The sequence below is a fragment of the Reichenbachiella sp. genome, assembly GCF_033344935.1.
Lineage (GTDB): Bacteria > Bacteroidota > Bacteroidia > Cytophagales > Cyclobacteriaceae > Reichenbachiella.
On record NZ_JAWPMM010000001.1, the window covers coordinates 3668994 to 3689659 of the forward strand.

Consider the following 20666-nt stretch of genomic DNA (forward strand, 5'->3'; position numbering starts at 1 on the left):
AGTAATAGTCAATCTTCTATCGCAAAAATGAGTTAATTGTTTCAGAATGGCACTAGTATTTTATGAATGGCGAATATCCTTTTTAAAATCACTATGGAATATTTTTTAATATACCGAGTAATACAACCGTCTAACCCTTGATAAGTGCAATTCGTCACAAAAAACAAACATACCTAAGAACGTTCCGTTAGCCATTCACAATTACTCAACTTATGAATAAAGGTCAACTCAACGCTCGAATCATTCTGTTCTCGCTGTGGTTATTGATGTTTGCGGCCAGCAGCCAATTCTTCATCATGTCTCCTATTCTTTCGCAGATAGGGGAGCAATTGGACATTTCCGAATCACTAAGAGGAACATTGATTACGGCCTACGCCATCACATTAGGCATTGTAGCACTTATTACTGGGCCTATCTCAGACCGCGTGGGTCGCCGAAAGATTTTATTGATTGGTGCAGGCGCTATGGCCATATCACTGCTTCTCCATCAATTTGCTTTTGATTATTGGTCCATGTTAGGCTTTAGAATATTATCTGGTTTCGCTGGAGGGATTCTCACCGGTTCATGTGTGGCGTATATCGGAGATTATTTTCCATGTGAGAAGCGTGGCTGGGCCAATGGGGTTGTAGCCACGGGCAGTGCAGCAGGACAGATTCTTGGCATTCCTGCAGGCACCATTTTGGCCGGAGAGATTGGATTTTTTGCACCCTTTCAGTTTTTCGGATTTGTGATGGTTTTTGCTTTCTTTTTGATCCTATTCAAAGTTCCACAGCCAAAAGTAGATAGCTCTAATTGTCCATTAAACCTCAAACACTCCATCAAAAAATATTGGGAAATTCTGCATACCCCATCAGTAAAAACTATTGCTATGGGATATCTATTGATGTTTCTGAGCATTTCTTCTTTCATTGTATATTTTCCTACTTGGTTAGAAAATTCGTTTCGTGCGAACAGTTACGATATTGCTACTTTGTTTTTGATTGGTGGGTTGGCCACAGTTTTTACCGGTCCTATTTCAGGTATGATTTCGGATAAAACAGGGAGAAAACAAATCATTATTTTCGCCAATCTGCTTCTTGTAATTATCATGCCACTTTGTGTGTTTTTTCTTAATATGAATTACGAAATGTACTTCGTAGTTTTCTTTGTCATTATGCTCTTGATTGTGGCTCGAATGGTACCTTTTCAGGCCTTAGCCTCCGAAGTCATACAAGACAATCAACGTGGACGTATGATGAGCATGACCATTTCCATTGGCCAATTGGGTATGGCGCTTGGTTCTGCCGTAGCTGGATTTATCTATACAGATATAGGATTTATTGGCAATGCAACTTTGGCCTCCTTGGCTTCATTCCTTATGGCATTTTTGATTCAGAAATACATTCCTGAGGAGGGATTGGCTGTTCAAAAGTCCAACAGCTAAATAGACTTCTTAAGACTGAAGTACAGATTTTTAAGTACATAGCCTTCCAGATCATACCCTCTGGCAATCAGAAAATCCACAATCCGATGATCTCTCGCATCATAAACATCGAATGTCTCATCTTCAATCACAATTACCTTTGGTTTAAAGGCATTAAAATCTAATGACTGAAGTACTTGAAAGTCATGTTCTTCCACATCTATTGAAAGAATGTCAATATGTTCAGGAGCACCAGCATCACGCAAAATTGAGGTCAATGTTTTGGAATGATGGGTTTCGGTTTGATAACCCAATCGCTGAATTTCTTGTTCAGCTAGATTCCCTTTTTCTGTTGTAGACAAACCATCATTTGATACTTTGTAAAATTCTCGTTCCTTTTCCTCATTGGATACCAAGGCACAAATGGCGAGATCTTTTGGCCGGTATTTCCTATGCTTTTTAATAAGATCTTCATTAGCATCTATACAAAGGCCTCGCCAACCTTTTCGATAAAGGCCATATGTATTAGACAAAAAGACTGGATGATTACATCCCACATCTACATAATAACCTGGTCGATCGATGACAGGTTTATAAATACCTTCCAATATTCTATCTTCACCACTAAATCCAAAACTATATTTCAAACTTCGACCTAGCAGCAATCTTACAATCGAGGATATAAAAATGACAACGAGTCTATAAAGACTAAATATTGGAAACCTCCACGAAAAAAACTGCGTGAAAATCACCTTGCATTCTTGAATAAAAATACCCAAAAGGCTAAACCTGGCTCTTGAATAGCCATTGCCATATAGCTGGTGATGGAAGGCCCTTCGGAGGAAGGCTCTCATTCCATTCATAATTTTATACATACATTTTGTGGCTCAGTGAAAAACCGAAGGGCTTCGAAGCCTCCTTCTCTTCCCACACCTGATTGCTTCATACCACCGAAAGGAGTTCGCAAATCCCTCAACAACCAACAGTTGACCCAAATGATACCACTCTTGATCTGATGTGATACTCGATGGGCCCGTTTCAAATTCTGAGTCCAAACGGTAGCTGCCAAACCGTAGGGAGTTGAATTTGCCATCATCAAAACCTCTTCTTCGGAATCGAAAGGCATTATAGTAACTACGGGGCCGAAAATTTCTTCCTGATTCGTTCGGCAATCATGGCTTAATCCTTCGATGATAGTGGGAGCTATAAAATATCCGCCAGCACAATCTCCATCCAAAATCACCCGCTCGCCGCCTGCCAAAACCTTCCCACCTTCTTCTTCAGCCAATTTAATATACCCTAATACTTTGTTCATGTGGTCTTCTGAAACCACAGCTCCCATTCGTGTCTGATCGCTCAGGGGGTCTCCCACCTTCATTTTTTGTACCTTTTCTACAAAGGCATTTTTGAACTTTTCATAAATAGGTCTTTCAACAAAAATTCGCGATCCACACAAACAAATTTGACCTTGATTAGCGAATGATGAACGAATTGTTGTTTTCAACATGTCATCAAAATCACAATCAGCAAAAATGATATTGGGGTTTTTACCACCCAATTCAAGAGACAATTTTTTGAACATTGGCGCTGCGGTGGTGGCCAGTTTTTTCCCGGTTTCTGTTCCTCCTGTAAATGAGATCAAAGGCACATCCTTATGTTCCACTATGGCTTGACCGGCCTTATGGCCATAACCATGTACGATATTCAAAACTCCTTTCGGCAAACCAGCCTGCATGCAAAGCTTCGAGAGTAAATATGCCGTCATGGGTGTCACTTCAGTCGGTTTGGCTACCACCGTGTTGCCAGCCGCCAAGGCGGGAGCAATCTTCCAACTAAATAAATACAAAGGCAGATTCCATGGAGAAATACAGCCTGCCACACCTACTGCAGATCGTTTGGTGTAGTTGATAGCCGTGCCTTCCATAAAATGAGACTCGGCAGCAAAATGCTGAATGCCACTGGCATAGAACCTGAAATTGGACGAGGCACGAGGTATATCTACACTTTTTGCTAAACTCAAAGGCTTACCATTATCAATGGACTCTGCTTTAGCCAAAGCATCAAGGTTTTGATCTATCAAATCTGCAATCTTATTTAATAGATTTGCTCGAGTTTCGATTCCGCAAGTAGACCAGGAAGGAAAGGCTGCCTTTGCTGCTTTAACAGCTAGTTCGACATCTTCTGTATCGCTATCTGGAATTAAGGAATATACCTGCCCTTTGGATGGATTGATATTGTCAATGTAAGATTGGGAAACCGGAGCTACTAATTCTCCATTGATATAATTCTCAATTTTTTGCATGGGTTGTGTTTGGGTTAATGCTATGATTTAGATACAGCCGGTTCTGCCGCCATCCACTGGTACACTCACACCATTGATGTAGCCTGCAGAAGGCGAAGCTAAAAATGCCGCAGCAGCAGCTGTTTCTTCAGCTTGACCAAATCTTCGAGCAGGTGTTTCCATCTTCATAGCTGCGATCACTTCCTCCTCTGTTTTTCCAGTCTTTTTAACTTTGGCCTGAACAATTCCTTCTAGTCGTACGGTATCAGTAAAGCCCGGCAATACATTATTGACCGTAATTCCAAACTGCCCCAACTCCAATGAAAGTGTTTTAGCCCAACTCGCTACAGCTCCTCGTACTGTATTGGATACGCCAAGACCAGGTATGGGTACATACACAGAAGTAGAAATAATATTGATAATTCTTCCATATCCCTTCTCTTTCATTCCAGGCACTAGAGCTTGAACGAGCAAATGATTACATTCCAGATGAGCCGTCATGGTATCCATAAATTTAGCATAGGGCTCATCTATAATTTGTCCACCAGCAGGCCCTCCTGTGTTATTCACCAAAATTTCTGGAGAAGAGTTCTCTTTTAGATACTCAGCAATTTTACTTTTGAGCCCGATGGGATCACTAAAATCTGCTTGAATGTATTGATGGACTTGCTTATGTTCTATCGGTAATCCTTCTTTTACTTCTTGGAGTTTAGACTTGTTTCGAGCAATCAGGGTCACGCTAGCACCCATTAGGGCTAATTCTTCAGCAATAGCCTTTCCAATTCCTTGCGTACTACCACAAACGATAGCCGACTTTCCTTCTAAATTTAGATTCATTTTAAGGGGTCATTTAAAAACAGTAAATATAGCCATTATGGTTTTTGGCTTGAGAATAAAATATATTTTTGTCCTCAAGAATTAGATGAGAGCACCGATCAAAATATCAATTATTCATGCCATAGTGGGACTCCTCACTTTTGTGGTTTTCCTACAAACGGGCTGGTATATGAAAACCAATGAAATTGGAAATCTATCTGATACACAACGCATGATTTACCGGGCTGGACACATCTATTTCTTATTCAGTGGCTTACTCAATCTTTCTATCGGTGTCCAACTTCAATTTGCCATAGAACCTTGGAAAAAGACAGTACAATATGTCGGCTCTGTTTTGCTATTAATATCTCCGGCAATTTTCTTGTATGGGTTTTATCAGGAAGCCAATCTGGGACATATTGATCGATCAATAACAAGAATAGGTGTTTTCCTTTCTCTGGCAGGCACAGGACTTCACACGCTCATTTTTTTAGTTGGTTTGATAAATAAAGCTGAGAATTAGAACCGGTTATACCTTTAAACTACCAATCATTACAACTTTTTAATTTTTAAGGCTCAGTGTTTTACTTTTGCCAAATGAGTAAGCAGCACTTTCTTTTTTTAATTGTCATTTTCTGGAGTTCCTTGTCTCTGGCTCAGGAGAAATATGAGAGCGATGTAGTGAGCGAAGACGCCATCATCAAAGCCTTATATGAGACTATATCGGGACCCAAAGGTGAAAGAAGAGATTGGGATCGATTAAAATTTCTCTTGACTCCAGATGCGAGACTTATTCCTACTCGTCCTGCTACAGAGCACAAGCGCGTTCCGTGCTATTTGACTTTGGATCAATTTATAGAGCAAGGTGATCAATGGTTAATTGATAATGGTTTTTTTGAAACTGAAATTGCAAGAACTTCCGAGACCTATGGACTCATCACCCATGCATGGAGCACTTACGAATCGAAATGGACACCTGATGGGAAACCTTTTGCCAGAGGTATCAATAGCATTCAGCTGATGAATGATGGAGAGCGATGGTGGATCGTGAATATGTACTGGGCGGCAGAAACAGAAAACAATCCGCTTCCAAAGAAATATTTGAAGTAAATCAATCCATCACCAGATGAGTGTTGGCCAACACCTCAGAAGGTGGAAAACCAAAAGACTCCTTGAAAGTTTTGCTGTAATGGGAACTGTCAGAAAACCCAGATTGATGCGCCAGTTCAGTCAGCGTTTTGGTGGATTTTATTTGATCAAATGAAGCCAAAAGTCTTTTCCACAATTGCATTCTGCTAAAGGAAACTCCCGTTTGCTCCTTAAACAAATGCTGAAATCGACTTTCCGATAGACACATTTCTTCCGAAATCTCTTTAAGAGAAATCACTTCTCTGGTATGTCTATCTAAGTACTGCAAAGAAGCCAAGACTCTCTTATCAATCTGATGTTTCGCCGCAAGGCATCTACTATTGAATTCAGCCATGGAATTGATGCAGGCACTCAAAAAGGTTTTTTCATTAATTTCTTTTTTGAACAAATCCTGAACGAACATTCGCAAATAGCCAATCCATTCTTCTTCAAACTCTGCTATGGGCTCCGAAGTCATGTGCTTAGCTAGAAAGTGGCCCAAGGTACTTGCCGGATTCAATAAGATAATTAAAACCGTTTGACCTTTGCTGTCTAACCTATGAGATACTTGAGGATGTATAACGAGTGACTTGGATTGTACAGTTCCATCTTCAGTCTCGATTTCAAATGGCTCATCAATACCAATCGTCAACTGAAGTGCATAGTGCTGATGGAAGGCATTTTCCTCCACTTTTCCTAAAAATATACCTGTATCGCCCGCTTTGTATAAGAGATTTTCTTCTTCAATCAGTTCCAAAATCAATTCAGTTTAAATTCGACAGCCTCGAATTTATCCACTTTTTTGAATTCTTCAACAAACATCACCCAAACTTGAAATTTTAATCTTTCGCCATGCTCATCTTTGGGCAGCTCCCTGTAGGTGTATTCATGGGTAAAGTTGAGTTTTTCAGGAATTCGTTGACTGGCTTTATTTCGTGTGTCAATGTAGAGCAATACCTTCTCTATATTCATTTGCTCAAATGACAACTTGGTAAGCGCATAGCTCACTTCAGTGGCGTATCCCTTCCCCGCCTTAAGATGATCTATCCAATATCCAATTTCAGTTGTGCCTTTGCCTCTACGGCCAAAAAGATTGCTACTCCCCACAAAATCGCCTGTTGCTTTCTCAAACACCCCATAGCTGTATTCACGATTGGAGTAAAAATCTCCGATCCAGCTGCGGATTCGGTCTCGCTTCTCTTCCACAGTCTCAGGTTCATTCTTTGCCCATGGAATCCAAGGCATCATAATTTTCAGGTTGTCATCTAATCTTGATTTTAACAATTCAGCATCCTGCGGCTGAAAGATTCTAAGTATCAAGTGAGGGGTTTCTATTTGGGTTACATTGTTTTTCATTGTTCAACTCTTAAGAAGGCAAATCAATGAAATTATTCTGTTCATTACCATACCTCCACCAAATTGTTGCAGAATCAGTCACTTTATCTTCATAAGATGTTCATTATTTCGTAACACAGATCGTTTTACCGCCACTCAGTTTTCATCGTTATTTGGGTTGAAATTAACTTACTCATTCAGCTATGGAAAGGAAAAAGAAAAGTCCTCATGTGACGACTTTGCTCTTCAAAAAACAAATCTCTCAACATGCTAAACTTAAAATATACCCTTCAAAAATCACTCCCTACGTCCTCATTGACCCAACGCAGGAGGTTTGCCTGATTAAAGGCAAATCAAGTCCTGAAGACACTGTAAAATTCTATAACCTAATCTTTCATGGTCTGAAAAATTATATACTCACAGGTAAAAACAAACTGGCCGTTCATATCAGTCTCGCTTACTTCAATAGTAGTACGGCCAAATGCTTATTTGATCTGATGAAGGTTCTTAGACAGTTGCAATCCTATGGACTGACGGTAACCATATCCTGGTATCATGATGAAGACGATGAAGACATGCTAGAGGCCGGGGAGGATTATCAATCCATCTCCAAAATACCGTTCAATTTTGTTGAACTTCAGGCGATTACGCCAAGCTTACTAAATAATCTCCATGATTAATATTGTTGAATTTAAATATTATTCAAAAGTTCTAAAGAGATAAAAAACAATACATAAATTGCCACGCAAAACATAAATAAATTCTCATGAGCAAATTAAAATTCATCATCGGTTCACTGATGATTTCCAGCCTCTTCGTCGGCTGTACAGAAGACGAAAAAGTAGATATCACTGGTATCAGTTTCAATGGCGATACCATTATCGCAATAGAAGGCGTTTCTTACGACGTATCAGAAGAATTAAACATCTCTGGTGGAGATGCCGATCAAGCCAATATCGTATTTTCTTCGGGTGATGCCAATGTAGTAAGTGTGGATGGTACTACACTGACAGCAGAAGCTGTTGGAACCACAACCTTAACTGCAACTGAAACCAACACCGATTTAACAGCTACAGTAAATGTAGAAGTAATCGCAAAAGTCGTTGCGGTCACTGGTATTACATTAGACAAGGAAACAGAGGATCTCAAGGTTGGAGAAACCCTACAACTTGCAGCCACTATAGCTCCAGCTGATGCTACTGAGCAGGGAGTAACTTGGACTGTTGCCTTCCCTTCAGAATCTAAAACAAAAGAAGACGTTCCAACGGATATCGCCACTGTTAGTGATGCCGGTTTGGTAACTGCCATAGCGGCAGGTGACGTAGTAGTAACTGCTACATCAAAAGATGGCGGTTTTGCTGCTAGCGCTACCCTTTCGATTACTAATGTAGATATTACCAGCCTTGAAATTGTCCTAGCAGATGAAGCCACCTACGCAATAGCCGAAGGAAATGATGGTTTCACTCCTGTTTTGTCTATCGAACCAGCTAATGCTACGATTAAAACAGTCACCTGGTCTTTGGAATATACACCAGTACTGGCTAGAACTAGCGGAGAAGTAACGGCAGATTACTATGCTACTGTAGATACTGAAACTGGAGTTGTGACAGGCAAAAACGAATGTACCGACTGTGGTTTGGAGTTGGTTGCAACAGCCACTGAAGGAGGAAAACAAGCTAAAGTTCGATTGGATATTGATTACATAGAAGTAACCGGCCTTCAATTAGAGCAAGCCAGCTATTTCACAATTACAGCAGGTGAAACAGAGCAAATGGTTTTTACAGTCGTCCCTAAAAATGCTAATGATCAAAATCCAAATGTTTCTTGGTCACTTGAGACTCAAGATAGTGGAGAGTGTGTGGAAGTGAGGACACAGATTGCAGTTGCACCAGATTATTCAGATTATGCTACAGTTGATGAAAATGGCTTAATTACAGCTGTTAAAAATTACTCAAACCCATGTAGCAATCTGGCTATTGTTGCTCAAATTGAAGGCGTGGAAGGTACTACCTCTGCTCAGTTTGATGTAGAAAATGTGGTAGCGACAAGTGTCACTATAGATCAAGGAGACAATGCGATTGATGTAGGATTAGGTGAGACCTATTCACTATCTGCAACTGTACTTCCAGAAAACACAACCAACCCTGCAATCAGTTGGTATAATTTTGACCCTAGGGCTGCCCGGATTACCAATGTAGCTTTGGCATGTAGTCAAACAACAGTAGATCAAGAAACCGGTGTCGTAACTGCTTCTGGTTGTGAAGGAAGCAGAACAATATATGCCTATAATTCAGACTCAGGAAAAATAGATAGCATCGTTATAAATGCAGTTTGTAACGATCTATGTGACTAAGAAGTCACTTTAAAAAAACAAAAAAGACCAGATTTACATCTGGTCTTTTTTTATGGCATCAATTGGGCCTGATAGTGTTTTTCTAATTGAGCGATCAACTCCTGCATCTGTTGTTCCATCTTTTCTGAGTTAAGAATTCGGGCAGAATCGGTAAACATCAGTAGCCACCGAGCAAAATACTCACACTCGCCTACCATAAAGGTCATTTCTATTCCTTCGACCGTTTTGTTCTCATCGATAAAACCATAATAGTAGCGCTGATCTCCGATGATACGCGCCACTTTTTTATCAAAAAGCACCTTCACCTCACTTACATCCTGTGGCATTTGTCTCACAAAAATATGATCCTTAAAATCGTCTCTAAGCGAAGGGTCAAAATGCTGATCCAGCACATGTAGCTTACTGATTCTATCCGTTCTGAAGTCGCGAACTCCATTCCTCATTCTACAGTAAGCGATCAAGTGCCAGTGATTGGCATAATGGCAAATGCCAAGTGGCTCCACCTCCCTGGACGAATAAGTGTCGCTGTAATTGGCATAATATTCAAAAGACAAAACCTGATGATTGATCAATGCATTCTTAATATCATTCAAGAAGAGATCTGGGAAAGCCTGTTCTACCGGAATGGTTGGAGATACGACCTCAATATACTTTTCCAACTCCTGGACATAATCCTTTTGAGTATTCTTGAGTACAGCCCTGACTTTGGTAAGCGCTTGTTCGAACTGATCTACCAGAGACCTATCACCTTGCCTTTCCAACAATTTGCCCGCCAAAAGAATAGCCCCTGCTTCCTCTTTGGTAAACATAACAGGAGGAATGTAATACCCCTCCACGATAAAGTATCCTTTATCCTTTTCGAATCCGATGGGCACTCCTGCTTCGCCCAGTGCTTTGATATCACGAAATACCGTCCTTTCACTAATGTCAAAATGATCTGAGATATCATCTATCGTTACATGTCGTTTGCTCTGCAATTTGAGCATAATGGCGGTGAGACGATCGATTCTGTTCATAACCTAAATGTACTTACTTAAGCCATTTTTAGTTTCAAAAAATAAAAAAAAGAGGCCGACAAAACCCTTGTTCTATCGGCCTCTACATTAATCTTTTTTTACTCGCTATTTCACTAGAGTAATGGACTCTTCTACTTCATTTCCTTCTTTATCCAAGAGAATCACATTTTCAAAACCAGTATTCTGAAATTGTTCCAATTGAGTTTTGGCATCTCCAGAAACGAGGTAAACCATTTGATCAGGGGTGATATACTTTTGAGCCAAAGCTTTGTGCTCTTCTAGGGTCATGTTCCTAACTATATTTTCTTCATCTTTAATGTAGTTCGGCCCAAAACCATATTTACTTCTGGTTTCAATCATTCCTCGCAAGGCACCAAGGGTTTCAAACCTTCTAGCGTTAGATTTGATCAAGGCATTTTTAGTAAACTCAAGATCTTCTTCACTTATCCCTTCTCGGTACTTTTCCATTTCTTCTTTAAAGATCTTCACTGACTCGAATGTGGTATTAGTCCTTACACTTGAGCTAGCCGTGAACTCGCCAGAGTCTGCATCTCCTGAAAATCCTGTTCTGGCTCCATAAGTATAACCTTTCTCTTCTCTTAAGATCAAGTTCACATTACCACTGAACGAACCACCTAACTTGTAGTTCATCACTGTGGCAGCATAATAATCTGGATCCGTTCTTGGCATGGATAAGTATCCAATATTAATCACAGACTGCTTTGCATCAGGAAAATCAACAAAATACAAAGAGGGCTTTTCAGGATTTGACGGAGCTTCATACGAAGGTATTTGGACCTCCTTTGCCTTCCACCTTGATTCAATCCCACCAAGTACCTCGGCAACTTCCGCTTGAGAAATATCTCCCACTACATGGAAGGTTGATATAGATGGAGAGAAATTATTAACATAAAAATCCTTGAGGTCTTCAATACTAATGTTTTCTACATCCTCTGCAGTCCCCATAGTAGAGTACCCTCGAATATTATCTGTGCCGTATAGCAGCTTTTTGTATACTTTTCCGGATACAGCACCTGGGTCACCATTTCTTCTTTTAATAATATTTACGGTTCTTGTTTTGATCAAATCAAATTCCTCCTCATCCCAGCGCGGCTCTAATAGTATTTCCTCCAAAAGTGACATCGCAGCAGGGAAATTCCTGGCCAAAGAATTGACCGTAAAAGTGATGGCATCCTCCGAAGTAAACATACCGATATCTGCCCCCAACAAAGCGATTGCCTCTTCCAACTCTTGAGGCGTTTTATTGGCAGTCCCCTCTTTCATGATATCAGTCATCAAATTGGCTACACCAATTTTGTTCATGTCATCCATAAGGTGTCCTCCCTTGATAACCAAACTGGCTTGAACCAATGGAAGCTCTCTTTGCTCAATTCCATAAACAGCCAGACCATTTTGCAGTGTGGTATTCCACTGAGCTGGTATGGTAAGTTCTGGCATTGGCCCCATCTCTGGAGCGACAGTTCGATCGAAAGTTGTTTCTGATTTTATTATTTCTTCTGCTGTTTCTTCAGTGTCCGAATTATCGGCCACCATTTCTTTGATCTCCTCCTCTACCACAGTTGCCTTTTCACAATTTGAAGCGCTCAAATCCATCATTCCTTTAGGCACGAAACTGGTAAGAATAAATGGCTTGTCCTTAATATAGGTATTATATACCCTCAAGACATCTTCTTTGGTCACCGCCTGAATGTTGGCGATATCCTTTTCTATAAAATCAGGGCTTCCTGCGAAAGTATTGTAGTAGGCTATTTGGAAAGTTTTATTGAACACGCTAGCAATACCGTTGTAAAAATCCGTTTCGATCTTAGCTTTTACCTGCGCAATATCATTGTCAGTTACTCCATCTACTTCAAAACGTGCGAAAGCTTCATAAATGCCAGACTCAATCGAATCTAATGGAACACCTTGATTGGCGTTAATAGATATTCTCAGTGCGCCAGCCAACTCCTGAGACCTATTCCAGGCAGCCACATTTGATGTTAGATTCTTTTCTTTAACCAGCACCTTATAAAGTGGTGCTTTCTTACCATCCGACAAGATTTCCGCAAGAAAATCCAAGGCATACGCGTCTTTGCTATATTCCTCTACTGTAGGCCAAACCATATTCAACTGAGGGGCAGTAGCAAAGTTATCTTCATGATAGAATCTTTTAGACTCATCCAATTTTACTCGTTGAGGTTTCATTTCTATCACTTCTCCTCTTTTCCCTATCGGACCAAAGTATTTTTCTACCAATGGTTTTATCTCTTCATTTTCGAAATCACCGGCAATAACCAATGTGGCGTTATTTGGCCCATAAAACTGGTTGTAAAATTCTTTGACATCTTCTACCGTGGCATTTTGCAAATCCACCAACTCTCCTATCACTTGCCAGTTGTAAGGATGGCCTTCTGGGTACATGTTTTTGTCAATCACATAATTGGTATGCCCATAGGGTCTGTTGTCTACACGCTGTCTTTTCTCATTTTGCACCACCTCTTGCTGATTGGCGAATGCGCTTTCGGTAACTGTGTTTAACAAAAAGCCAAGTCTATCTGACTCTAACCAAAGCATGGTCTCCAGTGCATTTTTTGGTACAATTTCAAAATACATGGTACCATCTTTCCAGGTAAACCCATTGAGTGTACCTCCTACGTTTTGAACGATTTTGAAAAATTGATCCTGGGGCACATTTTCAGATTCCTGAAAAAGCATGTGTTCGAAAAGGTGAGCAAAACCTGTACGGCCCGGTTTTTCGCGATTGGATCCTACATGGTATAATATTCCTACCGAGACCACTGGGTCAGACTTATCCTGATGCAGGATAACATCCAAGCCATTAGCCAATTGGTATTTTTCGGATTCTATTGAGAATCCAGTGTCCGTGTTTTCCTTTGTTGGTTGACAGGACGTAAACAGCACAACTACTGCTAAAAAGAAGCTGAGAATTTTGGTTAGCATAAGTTTCATTATTTAGGATTAAAATGATTCAATCTCTAAACTAAGAAAAATATCTAACTCAATCTCTGGATTTTACTTATTTGAGAATAGAATAGGATCTTCCGACAGAAGACACCTCAAAAGATTCAATATATTCTCGGTCTTGACAGGTTACAAAACAAGTCTTTCCTTCAGGCCCACCAAAAGCAATGTTCGTTGGCTTTTGGCCTTTCAGTTCAACTTCATATAGTAATTGCCCACCCGGCGAAACTACTGCAATAGTCCCCTTGCCATACCTCGCAATGTAAAGATTACCTTCTACATCACAACGCATGCCATCCAATCCATAGTCTGGAAATTCAATTAGCATACGCTTGTTAGAAACTTCACCTTCTGACGACAGATCGTATACCCAAACTTTCCGTTGGACGCTTTCATTTACATAGAGCAAGCTATCTCCAGGTGCAACCTCTACTCCGTTGGTGGTACCCATATTTGATTCTAGCAAAACAAAATCTCCGCCCTGATCCACCCGCCAAAGGTTACCTGTGCTTTCCGCCCAATTCGGATCACTAGCGTATAAGGTTCCATTGCTCGCAATGGCGATGTCATTGGGCTGATTCATGGTGCTGTCGTGCGCATAGATGACAACCTCTTTATGCATGGGATCGATGGTGAGTATATTATGATTAACATAATCAGCTAAAAACATAATTCCACTTTGATCAAAGCGAATGCCATTCGCTACACTGCCATTAGGCAAACTATCAATATAGATTTCAAAATCCCCATTTGGACCTACCTTGCCAATAGTGCCATTTCTTTCAGGATTGACAAAGAAGAGATTACCATCTGCATCCACAGCGGGACCCTCAAGGCCTAGAGTGAAGTCACCAACGAATGCAAAATCGGAAGCACTATATAAAACTGGTTTTTTAGTGCAGCTTTGAAATAGCAAGGCAAAAAAGACAAATGAAAATACAATTCGCATATGATTAAATATTTCCATAAAAATAAAGGATGAAAGAATAGATGGGATTCTTTTTCGCTGGATGGTTGATTTTTCATCCTCAGCGAACTTTTCCAAAGTTAAAATTTTGGAAAAGTTGCAACTGCTATGGCTCGTGTCTTCACGAGCCATCTTTCATCTTTTGACCCTTTGCTATCCTAGAATTAATCCATCACTTTCACTTCGTTATTCAAAGTCTCAATGGTGTCTTTGGCATCGCCGAAAAGCATTTTGGTTTTATCGTGGAAAAACAATGGATTTTCTATCCCAGAGTAGCCTTTGCTCATTCCTCTTTTCAGTACTACTACATTTTTAGAATTCAAAATCTCCAACACTGGCATACCATAGATTGGGCTTCCTGGATCATCCAATGCCGATGGGTTCACCACGTCATTAGCGCCTACAACCAAACAAACATCCGTGTCTGTCAACATGCTGTTGGCATCGTCAAGGTCGATTAACTTGTTGTATGGTACGTCAGCTTCAGCCAAGAGCACATTCATATGGCCCGGCATACGACCTGCTACAGGGTGAATGGCGTAATTCACATTTACCCCTCTAGAGGTCAAACTTTTATCCAATTCTTTACAAGCCTTTTGTGCTTGAGCGACAGCCATTCCATAGCCTGGTATCACCATTACATTTTGTGCATAGCGCATCATGATCGCCGTGTCGTTGGCTGTGGTTTCTTTGATATCGCCCTGGTCGGTTGCTGCTGCTGAGGCTGACGCACCGAAACCTCCTACGACTACATTAATCAACGATCGGTTCATAGCCTGACACATCAGTACCGTAAGAATTGCACCCGAAGAACCTACCAATACGCCACCCAATAGCATCACCATATTGCCATAGACCATGCCGGCCAAAGCGGCTGCGATACCCGTCAAGGCATTCAATAGGGAAATAACTACTGGCATATCAGCCCCACCGATCGGCCAAACGAACGTCAAACCATAGATCAATGAAACCACCAATATCACTAAAGGAAGGTATGCATATGCGGTAGGGTTAGCTACTTGAAAGACGATCAATCCCAGGCACAACGCCAACCATGCCAAATTGAAATAGGAAGAAATTCCACTTCTCCAGTCTTTCACTTTTCCAGCGAGTTTCCCATAAGCGATCAAACTGCCAGTAAAGGCAACCCCACCAATAAACAAGGCCATGTAAGTAGTAGCCATCAATCCATAGGATGAAGCAGCATCAAACTTGTAGGCCTCCAGAATAGAGATACTCACTGCACAAGCACCGCCGAAGCCATTAAAAACGGATACCAATTCCGGGATACCTGTCATTTCTACTTTTTTGGAATAAACCAGACCTATGATGGACCCTATGGCAATAGCTCCGAAGATATAAAGCAAATTTCCTTGGTCATTAGCCATCGGGCTAAAGATGGCCACAAAAATGGCAGACCCCATACCTAATGCTGCAATCACGTTGCCATTTCTAGCCGTCGATGGGCTACTTAATTTTCTTAATCCAATAATCAACAATACAGTTGAGACGATGTATAATAATTCTATGTACTGCATCTTATTTCTTCTTAAACATTTCCAACATACGGTTGGTCACGGCATGACCACCTACCACATTGATAGTACCAAGTACCACTCCCAACGCTCCTAATCCTAGTGTCAGATAGTCCGTTGCATCTGCCTGCCTCACCAAAATAATAGCACCAATAATTACAATACCGCTAATCGCATTCGATCCTGACATCAATGGAGTATGCAATACGGTTGGTACTTTAGAAATGACTTCAAACCCTAAATAAATCGTAATAATTAATAGGTTGATCATGAGCACATGATCCTTCAGATAATCTAATATCTCTAACATTTTTTCTGAATTTAATGGTAATAATTAGGCGGTAACTGCAGATTCCTCCTCTACCTTAAGGAGTGATTGACTTACGATTTCGCTGTCGTACGGCAATTTATCTTTGCCTTCTTTTAGAATGTATTTCAAGAAATTGTAAATATTGTTGCTGTACAGCAAACTGGCTTGTTTGCCCATTTGATTGTACAATTTCGCGTCGCCAATGATTTTCACACCATCGATGTCCACGGTCTGATCGTCTTTCGACAATTCACAGTTTCCTCCACTTGCCGAAGCCATATCTACAATGACACTACCTTGCTTCATGGCATTGACCGTACGATTCTCTATCAATACTGGCGCTTTTCTACCAGGGATGTTTGCGGTGGTGATAACAATGTCAGCCTTTACAGCTGTGTCATGAATCAATTCCTTTTGTTTGGCAATGTATTCCGCAGACTGCTCTACAGCATAACCTCCAGCGGCGCTGTCTTCCTGCGCACCTTCTACTTCTATGAATTTGGCACCCAAACTTTGTACTTCTTCTCGCACTGCGGTACGCACGTCGAAAGCCTCCACAATAGCACCCAGTCTCCTAGCTGTAGCAATGGCTTGCAACCCAGCCACTCCTGCGCCTAACACCAATACTCTGGCCGGCGGAATAGTACCCGCTGAAGTAGTCATCATAGGGAAATAACCGGCAAACTCATCCGCTGCCGTCACTACTGCTTTGTATCCTGACAACGAAGCTAAAGAGGAAAGCACATCCATGGATTGTGCAATAGTCGACCTAGGTAATAAATCCAAGCTAAATGCTTGTGTTTTAGATGTTTTGAGATTAGTAATTAATTCGGATTCGACTCTACCGTTGAATTTCCCAACTAAAATTGCGTCGGTTTTAATTTGATCTAAATCTGATTTGGGAATGCTAGTACCTGTGAGTATCACGTCTGCTTTGGATAGCACCTCTTTTCTCGAGGATATGACCGCACCAGCAGATTCATACAATTCATCACTATAGCCGGATGATTTTCCCGCTCCTGATTCTACGACGACTTGATATTCGTCTTTGATCAGTTTAGTAGCCACCTGCGGTACCAGGGCGACCAGATTTTCTTCTGGGCATTTTACTACACCAATTACCATATCATGCTTGATTTTAATTCTCCTACTATTAAACTCAATTTTGGGTTAGTTGCATTCTTGGCACTAGCTGTTGCAAACCTACTAAGTAATAGGGAATATCTCTGGTATATTATTCAATAATACTGGTGTTTTATTGTCAATGTGATAAAATCATGACCGTCTATCAAAATTCAGCTATTCTCTATTTCCAAAAAAAACAGAAGGCAAAACGCCTGTTTCCGATGACATCTCTCTTATCCAAACCTGACCGTTGTCATAGTTTGAACTGCGATACGACAATACTTTTACTCGCAAAACAATTCGAGTATCTATGAAAAAGTTAACATATCCACTGATCTGCCTTCTCATATTATTAGGAGCCTGCGGTGGCGAAAAAAGTAGCAGCGAAAGTGTCAAAGAGAAGTACGCCAAAAAGGCACCAAAATCATTAGCAGAGCTAGAAAAAGAATACCAAAAGTATAACGGCATAGGACCTATTTCCTCTTTCGAGCTTCCTGCGGATATTGATCAGACCAAAGCTGAAGAAGGCAAAACCATTTTTGAAGCTAAATGCACGGCTTGTCACAAAGTGAATAAGAAATTCATTGGCCCATCTCCAAAAGACATTCTGACAAGAAGAAATCCAGCTTGGGTGATGAATATGATTTTGAACCCAGATGAAATGGTACAGAAAGACCCATTGGCCAAGCAATTACTCATTGAATTCAACGGCTCTCCAATGGCTAACCAAAATCTAACCGAAGATGAAGCAAGAGCGGTTCTGGAATATTTCAGAACACTATAAAACGATTTTTCAACTAAAAGTTAAACTATGAAAACTCATCCATTCACCAAACTACTCCTTGCGCTGATGGTCTTTGCTGTCATCGGATGCAATAAGAACGTAGAGCGATATACAGCACCAGTCTCGGAACCAGAAGCAGCAGTTTCCCACCCTAAAGGACAGGCTTCTGTAGAAGACAATGTATCTGAGGCGAACATCTTACAAGTGGCTATTGGCTCAGAAGCTCATACCACGCTGGTTGCCGCTGTACAGGCTGCCGAAATAGAACACGTATTGGTCAATGCCGGCCCATTGACGGTGTTTGCTCCTACTAACGACGCTTTTGGAGCATTGCCTGAGGGCACGGTAGATGACCTACTGAAGCCGGAGAACAAAGCCAAATTGGCCAATATTCTTACTGGACATGCAGCACCGGGGTCATACGATTTAGAAGCGCTAAAAAAAGAGGCTCGTAAAGGGCGCAAGATCTACACGGCTACCGGACAATACCTGGAAGTAACGGTGGAAGGCGACGATGTCTTTGTTGCTGGCGCTAAAGTGCTAGCCACCATCCAGACTACCAACGGAGTCATCAATGTAGTAGACAAAATCATATTATAAATCATCAATTAAACGATCATAAAATGAGTATCAAAAACATAACAAGCATTTTGGCCAGTCTAGCCTTACTTTTTGCAGTAGGCTGCCAGCCAGGAGGCAATGAAAATAGCGGTGCTTTGAGCGGCGATTTAGCCTCACGCTCATTCGTAGCACCAGGAGAGCACGACGAATTCTACGGGTTCATATCTGGAGGATTCAATGGCCAATTGTCTGTCATCGGTATGCCTTCTGGTAGAGTATTCAAAAACATCCCTGTATTTTCTGTGGATGCAGAGAAAGCTTACGGTTTCAATGAAGAAACTAAAGCTTTGCTAAACACTTCTTATGGATTCATTCCTTGGGGTGATGCCCACCATCCGGACATTTCTCAAACTAATGGAAAACTAGACGGTCGATGGGTATTTATCAATGAAAACAATACGCCAAGAATCGCGCGTATCGATTTGACTACGTTCGAAACAGTGGAGACCATTGAGATTCCAAACTCTGCAGGTAATCACAGTTCATCTTATGTCACTGACAATACGGAATATGTGGTGGCCGGTACCAGATTCGCTGTACCAGTTCCTCAAAGAGACATGCCTATTGCAGATTACAAAGGCAATTTCAAAGGCGCGATGTCTTTCTTGAAAGTAGATCAGGAATCAGGTGAAATGAACATCGAATTCCAGATCATGATGCCTGGATTCGATTATGACAAAGCGCACCCAGGTAGAGGCAAGTCTCATGGCTGGTTCTTCTTTACTACTTACAATACTGAAGAGGCCAACACTTTGATGGAAGTAAACGCTTCACAAAACGACAAGGATTTTGTAGCGGCTATCAACTGGAAAAAAGCGGAAGAGTATATCGCTCAAGGCAACTTCACTACTATGGAGACCAACTATGCACACAATGTGTATGATGAAAAAACACACATGGCTACGACTACCTGGGAAAAAGAAGTGAAAATACTTGATCCTGCTAAGTGCCCTGGTTTAGTGTATTTCATGCCAATGCCAAAATCTCCTCACGGATGTGATGTTGACCCTACAGGTGAATACATTGTAGGTAGTGGCAAACTATCTGCTAACGTAACGGTTCACTCATTCACCAAAATGATTGACGCGATCGAAAACGAAAAATTCGATGGAGAAGCTTATGGTATTCCAATCCTGAACTTCGAAGACGTATTGGCTGGAGTGGTTGTACAGCCGGGCTTAGGTCCACTGCACACAGAATTTGACGCCAAAGGCAACGCTTATACCACTTTCTTCATCTCTTCTGAGGTGGTAAAATGGAAACTGGGCACTTGGGAAGTCATCGACAGAAAGCCTACGTACTACTCTGTGGGTCACTTGATGATCCCAGGGGGTAACTCTCAGGCACCTTTCGGCAAATATCTGATTGCCATGAACAAAATCACTAAAGACAGGTACTTACCTACTGGCCCTGAAGTGACTCAGTCTGCCCAATTGTATGACATCTCTGGCGAAAAAATGGAATTGCTGCTTGACTTCCCTACGCTAGGTGAGCCTCACTATGCAGCTGGTATCCCAGCAGATTTGATCAAGCCAAATTCTAAGAAGATTTATCCTTTGGAAGAAAACGAGCACCCTTATGTGACCAAATCTGAAAAAGATGCCAAAGTGGTTAGAGATGGCAAAGACGTGCACATTTACATGACGATGATTCGAAGCCACTTTGCACCTGACAACATCGAAGGAATCAAAGAAGGGGACAGAGTATATTTCCACGTCACCAATTTGGAGCAAGACTATGATGTGCCTCACGGTATCAGTATGATTGGAGCAAATACTTCTGAACTACTGATCATGCCCGGGCAAACGGAAACATTTGTATGGGAACCAAAAGGACAAGGTGTATGGCCATTCTACTGTACAGACTTCTGTTCTGCGCTTCACCAGGAAATGCAAGGATATGTGAGAGTTTCTTCTGCTAGTTCTAACATAGAACTAAGCTGGACACTCGACGGAGAATAAAAAGTGTTGGTTTGAGGGGGGCGTTTTGCTAAGGTTCGTCCCCCTACTT

At 41.2% G+C, this 20666-nt stretch carries 19 protein-coding genes; 8 read left to right on the plus strand and 11 right to left on the minus strand.

The genetic code is table 11. From position 1 onward, the window contains the following. The first annotated feature begins 212 nt into the window (after window positions 1-212). Window positions 213-1424: an MFS transporter gene (locus tag R8N23_RS15720; RefSeq protein WP_318172568.1), complete on the plus strand. Its 1212-nt coding sequence runs from the start codon at window positions 213-215 to the stop codon at window positions 1422-1424. Here the strand turns inward: R8N23_RS15720 and R8N23_RS15725 are convergent. From R8N23_RS15725 to R8N23_RS15735, 3 genes are read right to left on the minus strand one after another with little or no spacing between them, the layout of a single operon-like run. Beyond that, window positions 1421-2257: an FkbM family methyltransferase gene (locus R8N23_RS15725; protein ID WP_318172569.1), complete on the minus strand. Its 837-nt coding sequence runs from the start codon at window positions 2255-2257 to the stop codon at window positions 1421-1423. The genes R8N23_RS15720 and R8N23_RS15725 overlap by 4 nt on opposite strands. 5 nt (window positions 2258-2262) lie before the next feature. Next, window positions 2263-3705, minus strand: a complete 1443-nt coding sequence (locus R8N23_RS15730; RefSeq protein WP_318172570.1) for an aldehyde dehydrogenase — start codon at window positions 3703-3705, stop codon at window positions 2263-2265. Window positions 3706-3732: 27 nt separating this feature from the next. Continuing rightward, window positions 3733-4521: an SDR family oxidoreductase gene (locus R8N23_RS15735; protein WP_318172571.1), complete on the minus strand. Its 789-nt coding sequence runs from the start codon at window positions 4519-4521 to the stop codon at window positions 3733-3735. A gap of 85 nt (window positions 4522-4606) precedes the next feature. Here R8N23_RS15735 and R8N23_RS15740 point away from each other — a divergent pair, with 85 nt between their 5' ends. Beyond that, window positions 4607-5023: a hypothetical protein gene (locus R8N23_RS15740; protein WP_318172572.1), complete on the plus strand. Its 417-nt coding sequence runs from the start codon at window positions 4607-4609 to the stop codon at window positions 5021-5023. A gap of 74 nt (window positions 5024-5097) precedes the next feature. After that, a complete protein-coding gene (locus R8N23_RS15745) occupies window positions 5098-5610 on the plus strand; it encodes a hypothetical protein (RefSeq protein WP_318172573.1) in 513 nt (170 codons plus the stop codon). Between the two features lies 1 nt (window position 5611). Here R8N23_RS15745 and R8N23_RS15750 read toward each other — a convergent pair whose 3' ends face one another. Together R8N23_RS15750 and R8N23_RS15755 are read right to left on the minus strand one after the other, a co-directional pair. Next, on the minus strand, window positions 5612-6385 hold the full coding sequence (locus R8N23_RS15750; RefSeq protein WP_318172574.1) for an AraC family transcriptional regulator: 774 nt from the start codon (window positions 6383-6385) through the stop codon (window positions 5612-5614). A 2-nt stretch (window positions 6386-6387) separates the two neighbouring features. Further along, complete coding sequence (locus tag R8N23_RS15755; protein WP_318172575.1) at window positions 6388-6984, minus strand: GNAT family N-acetyltransferase; 597 nt, start codon at window positions 6982-6984, stop codon at window positions 6388-6390. Between the two features lie 182 nt (window positions 6985-7166). On the opposite strand from R8N23_RS15755, the gene R8N23_RS15760 reads away from it, so the two are divergent. Then, entirely contained in the window at window positions 7167-7643 is a 477-nt protein-coding gene (locus R8N23_RS15760) for a DUF1987 domain-containing protein (protein ID WP_318172576.1), read from the plus strand. A gap of 86 nt (window positions 7644-7729) precedes the next feature. Next, complete coding sequence (locus tag R8N23_RS15765) at window positions 7730-9316, plus strand: Ig-like domain-containing protein (protein ID WP_318172577.1); 1587 nt, start codon at window positions 7730-7732, stop codon at window positions 9314-9316. A 50-nt stretch (window positions 9317-9366) separates the two neighbouring features. Here the strand turns inward: R8N23_RS15765 and R8N23_RS15770 are convergent, their stop codons facing one another. The 6 genes from R8N23_RS15770 to R8N23_RS15795 all read right to left on the minus strand — a co-directional run bounded on the left by R8N23_RS15770 (window position 9367) and on the right by R8N23_RS15795 (window position 17251). Further along, the gene (locus R8N23_RS15770) at window positions 9367-10332 is read right to left on the minus strand and encodes a YafY family protein (RefSeq protein ID WP_318172578.1); all 966 of its coding nucleotides are present in this window, start codon (window positions 10330-10332) and stop codon (window positions 9367-9369) included. Between the two features lie 105 nt (window positions 10333-10437). Beyond that, window positions 10438-13293, minus strand: coding sequence for a pitrilysin family protein (locus R8N23_RS15775; RefSeq protein ID WP_318172579.1), 2856 nt, complete (start codon window positions 13291-13293; stop codon window positions 10438-10440). A 76-nt stretch (window positions 13294-13369) separates the two neighbouring features. Next, on the minus strand, window positions 13370-14359 hold the full coding sequence (locus tag R8N23_RS15780; protein ID WP_318172580.1) for an SMP-30/gluconolactonase/LRE family protein: 990 nt from the start codon (window positions 14357-14359) through the stop codon (window positions 13370-13372). A gap of 86 nt (window positions 14360-14445) precedes the next feature. Then, window positions 14446-15819, minus strand: a complete 1374-nt coding sequence (locus R8N23_RS15785) for an NAD(P)(+) transhydrogenase (Re/Si-specific) subunit beta (RefSeq protein WP_318172581.1) — start codon at window positions 15817-15819, stop codon at window positions 14446-14448. A 1-nt stretch (window position 15820) separates the two neighbouring features. Beyond that, entirely contained in the window at window positions 15821-16126 is a 306-nt protein-coding gene (locus R8N23_RS15790) for an NAD(P) transhydrogenase subunit alpha (protein WP_318172582.1), read from the minus strand. Window positions 16127-16150: 24 nt separating this feature from the next. Beyond that, the gene (locus R8N23_RS15795; protein WP_318172583.1) at window positions 16151-17251 is read right to left on the minus strand and encodes an NAD(P) transhydrogenase subunit alpha; all 1101 of its coding nucleotides are present in this window, start codon (window positions 17249-17251) and stop codon (window positions 16151-16153) included. A gap of 310 nt (window positions 17252-17561) precedes the next feature. Here R8N23_RS15795 and R8N23_RS15800 point away from each other — a divergent pair, with 310 nt between their 5' ends. Genes R8N23_RS15800 through nosZ form a run of 3 tightly spaced genes read left to right on the plus strand, consistent with a single transcriptional unit; the run spans window position 17562 to window position 20617 of the window. Beyond that, window positions 17562-18035 (plus strand): cytochrome c, encoded by a 474-nt coding sequence (locus tag R8N23_RS15800; protein ID WP_318172584.1) that lies wholly within the window; start codon window positions 17562-17564, stop codon window positions 18033-18035. Between the two features lie 27 nt (window positions 18036-18062). Continuing rightward, window positions 18063-18635 carry a fasciclin domain-containing protein gene (locus R8N23_RS15805; RefSeq protein ID WP_318172585.1) on the plus strand — a complete coding sequence of 191 codons (573 nt, stop codon included), beginning with the start codon at window positions 18063-18065 and terminating at the stop codon, window positions 18633-18635. A gap of 23 nt (window positions 18636-18658) precedes the next feature. After that, entirely contained in the window at window positions 18659-20617 is a 1959-nt protein-coding gene (gene nosZ, locus R8N23_RS15810; protein WP_318172586.1) for a Sec-dependent nitrous-oxide reductase, read from the plus strand. Window positions 20618-20666 lie beyond the last annotated feature (49 nt).

Coding starts and splice junctions, on each gene's coding strand:
- R8N23_RS15720 (WP_318172568.1), top strand. CDS start 213: ATGAATAAAGGTCAACTCAACGCTCGAATCATTCTGTTCTCGCTGTGG.
- R8N23_RS15725 (WP_318172569.1), bottom strand. CDS start 2,257: ATGAGAGCCTTCCTCCGAAGGGCCTTCCATCACCAGCTATATGGCAAT.
- R8N23_RS15730 (WP_318172570.1), bottom strand. CDS start 3,705: ATGCAAAAAATTGAGAATTATATCAATGGAGAATTAGTAGCTCCGGTT.
- R8N23_RS15735 (WP_318172571.1), bottom strand. CDS start 4,521: ATGAATCTAAATTTAGAAGGAAAGTCGGCTATCGTTTGTGGTAGTACG.
- R8N23_RS15740 (WP_318172572.1), top strand. CDS start 4,607: ATGAGAGCACCGATCAAAATATCAATTATTCATGCCATAGTGGGACTC.
- R8N23_RS15745 (WP_318172573.1), top strand. CDS start 5,098: ATGAGTAAGCAGCACTTTCTTTTTTTAATTGTCATTTTCTGGAGTTCC.
- R8N23_RS15755 (WP_318172575.1), bottom strand. CDS start 6,984: ATGAAAAACAATGTAACCCAAATAGAAACCCCTCACTTGATACTTAGA.
- R8N23_RS15760 (WP_318172576.1), top strand. CDS start 7,167: ATGGAAAGGAAAAAGAAAAGTCCTCATGTGACGACTTTGCTCTTCAAA.
- R8N23_RS15765 (WP_318172577.1), top strand. CDS start 7,730: ATGAGCAAATTAAAATTCATCATCGGTTCACTGATGATTTCCAGCCTC.
- R8N23_RS15770 (WP_318172578.1), bottom strand. CDS start 10,332: ATGAACAGAATCGATCGTCTCACCGCCATTATGCTCAAATTGCAGAGC.
- R8N23_RS15775 (WP_318172579.1), bottom strand. CDS start 13,293: ATGCTAACCAAAATTCTCAGCTTCTTTTTAGCAGTAGTTGTGCTGTTT.
- R8N23_RS15785 (WP_318172581.1), bottom strand. CDS start 15,819: ATGCAGTACATAGAATTATTATACATCGTCTCAACTGTATTGTTGATT.
- R8N23_RS15790 (WP_318172582.1), bottom strand. CDS start 16,126: ATGTTAGAGATATTAGATTATCTGAAGGATCATGTGCTCATGATCAAC.
- R8N23_RS15795 (WP_318172583.1), bottom strand. CDS start 17,251: ATGGTAATTGGTGTAGTAAAATGCCCAGAAGAAAATCTGGTCGCCCTG.
- R8N23_RS15800 (WP_318172584.1), top strand. CDS start 17,562: ATGAAAAAGTTAACATATCCACTGATCTGCCTTCTCATATTATTAGGA.
- R8N23_RS15805 (WP_318172585.1), top strand. CDS start 18,063: ATGAAAACTCATCCATTCACCAAACTACTCCTTGCGCTGATGGTCTTT.
- nosZ (WP_318172586.1), top strand. CDS start 18,659: ATGAGTATCAAAAACATAACAAGCATTTTGGCCAGTCTAGCCTTACTT.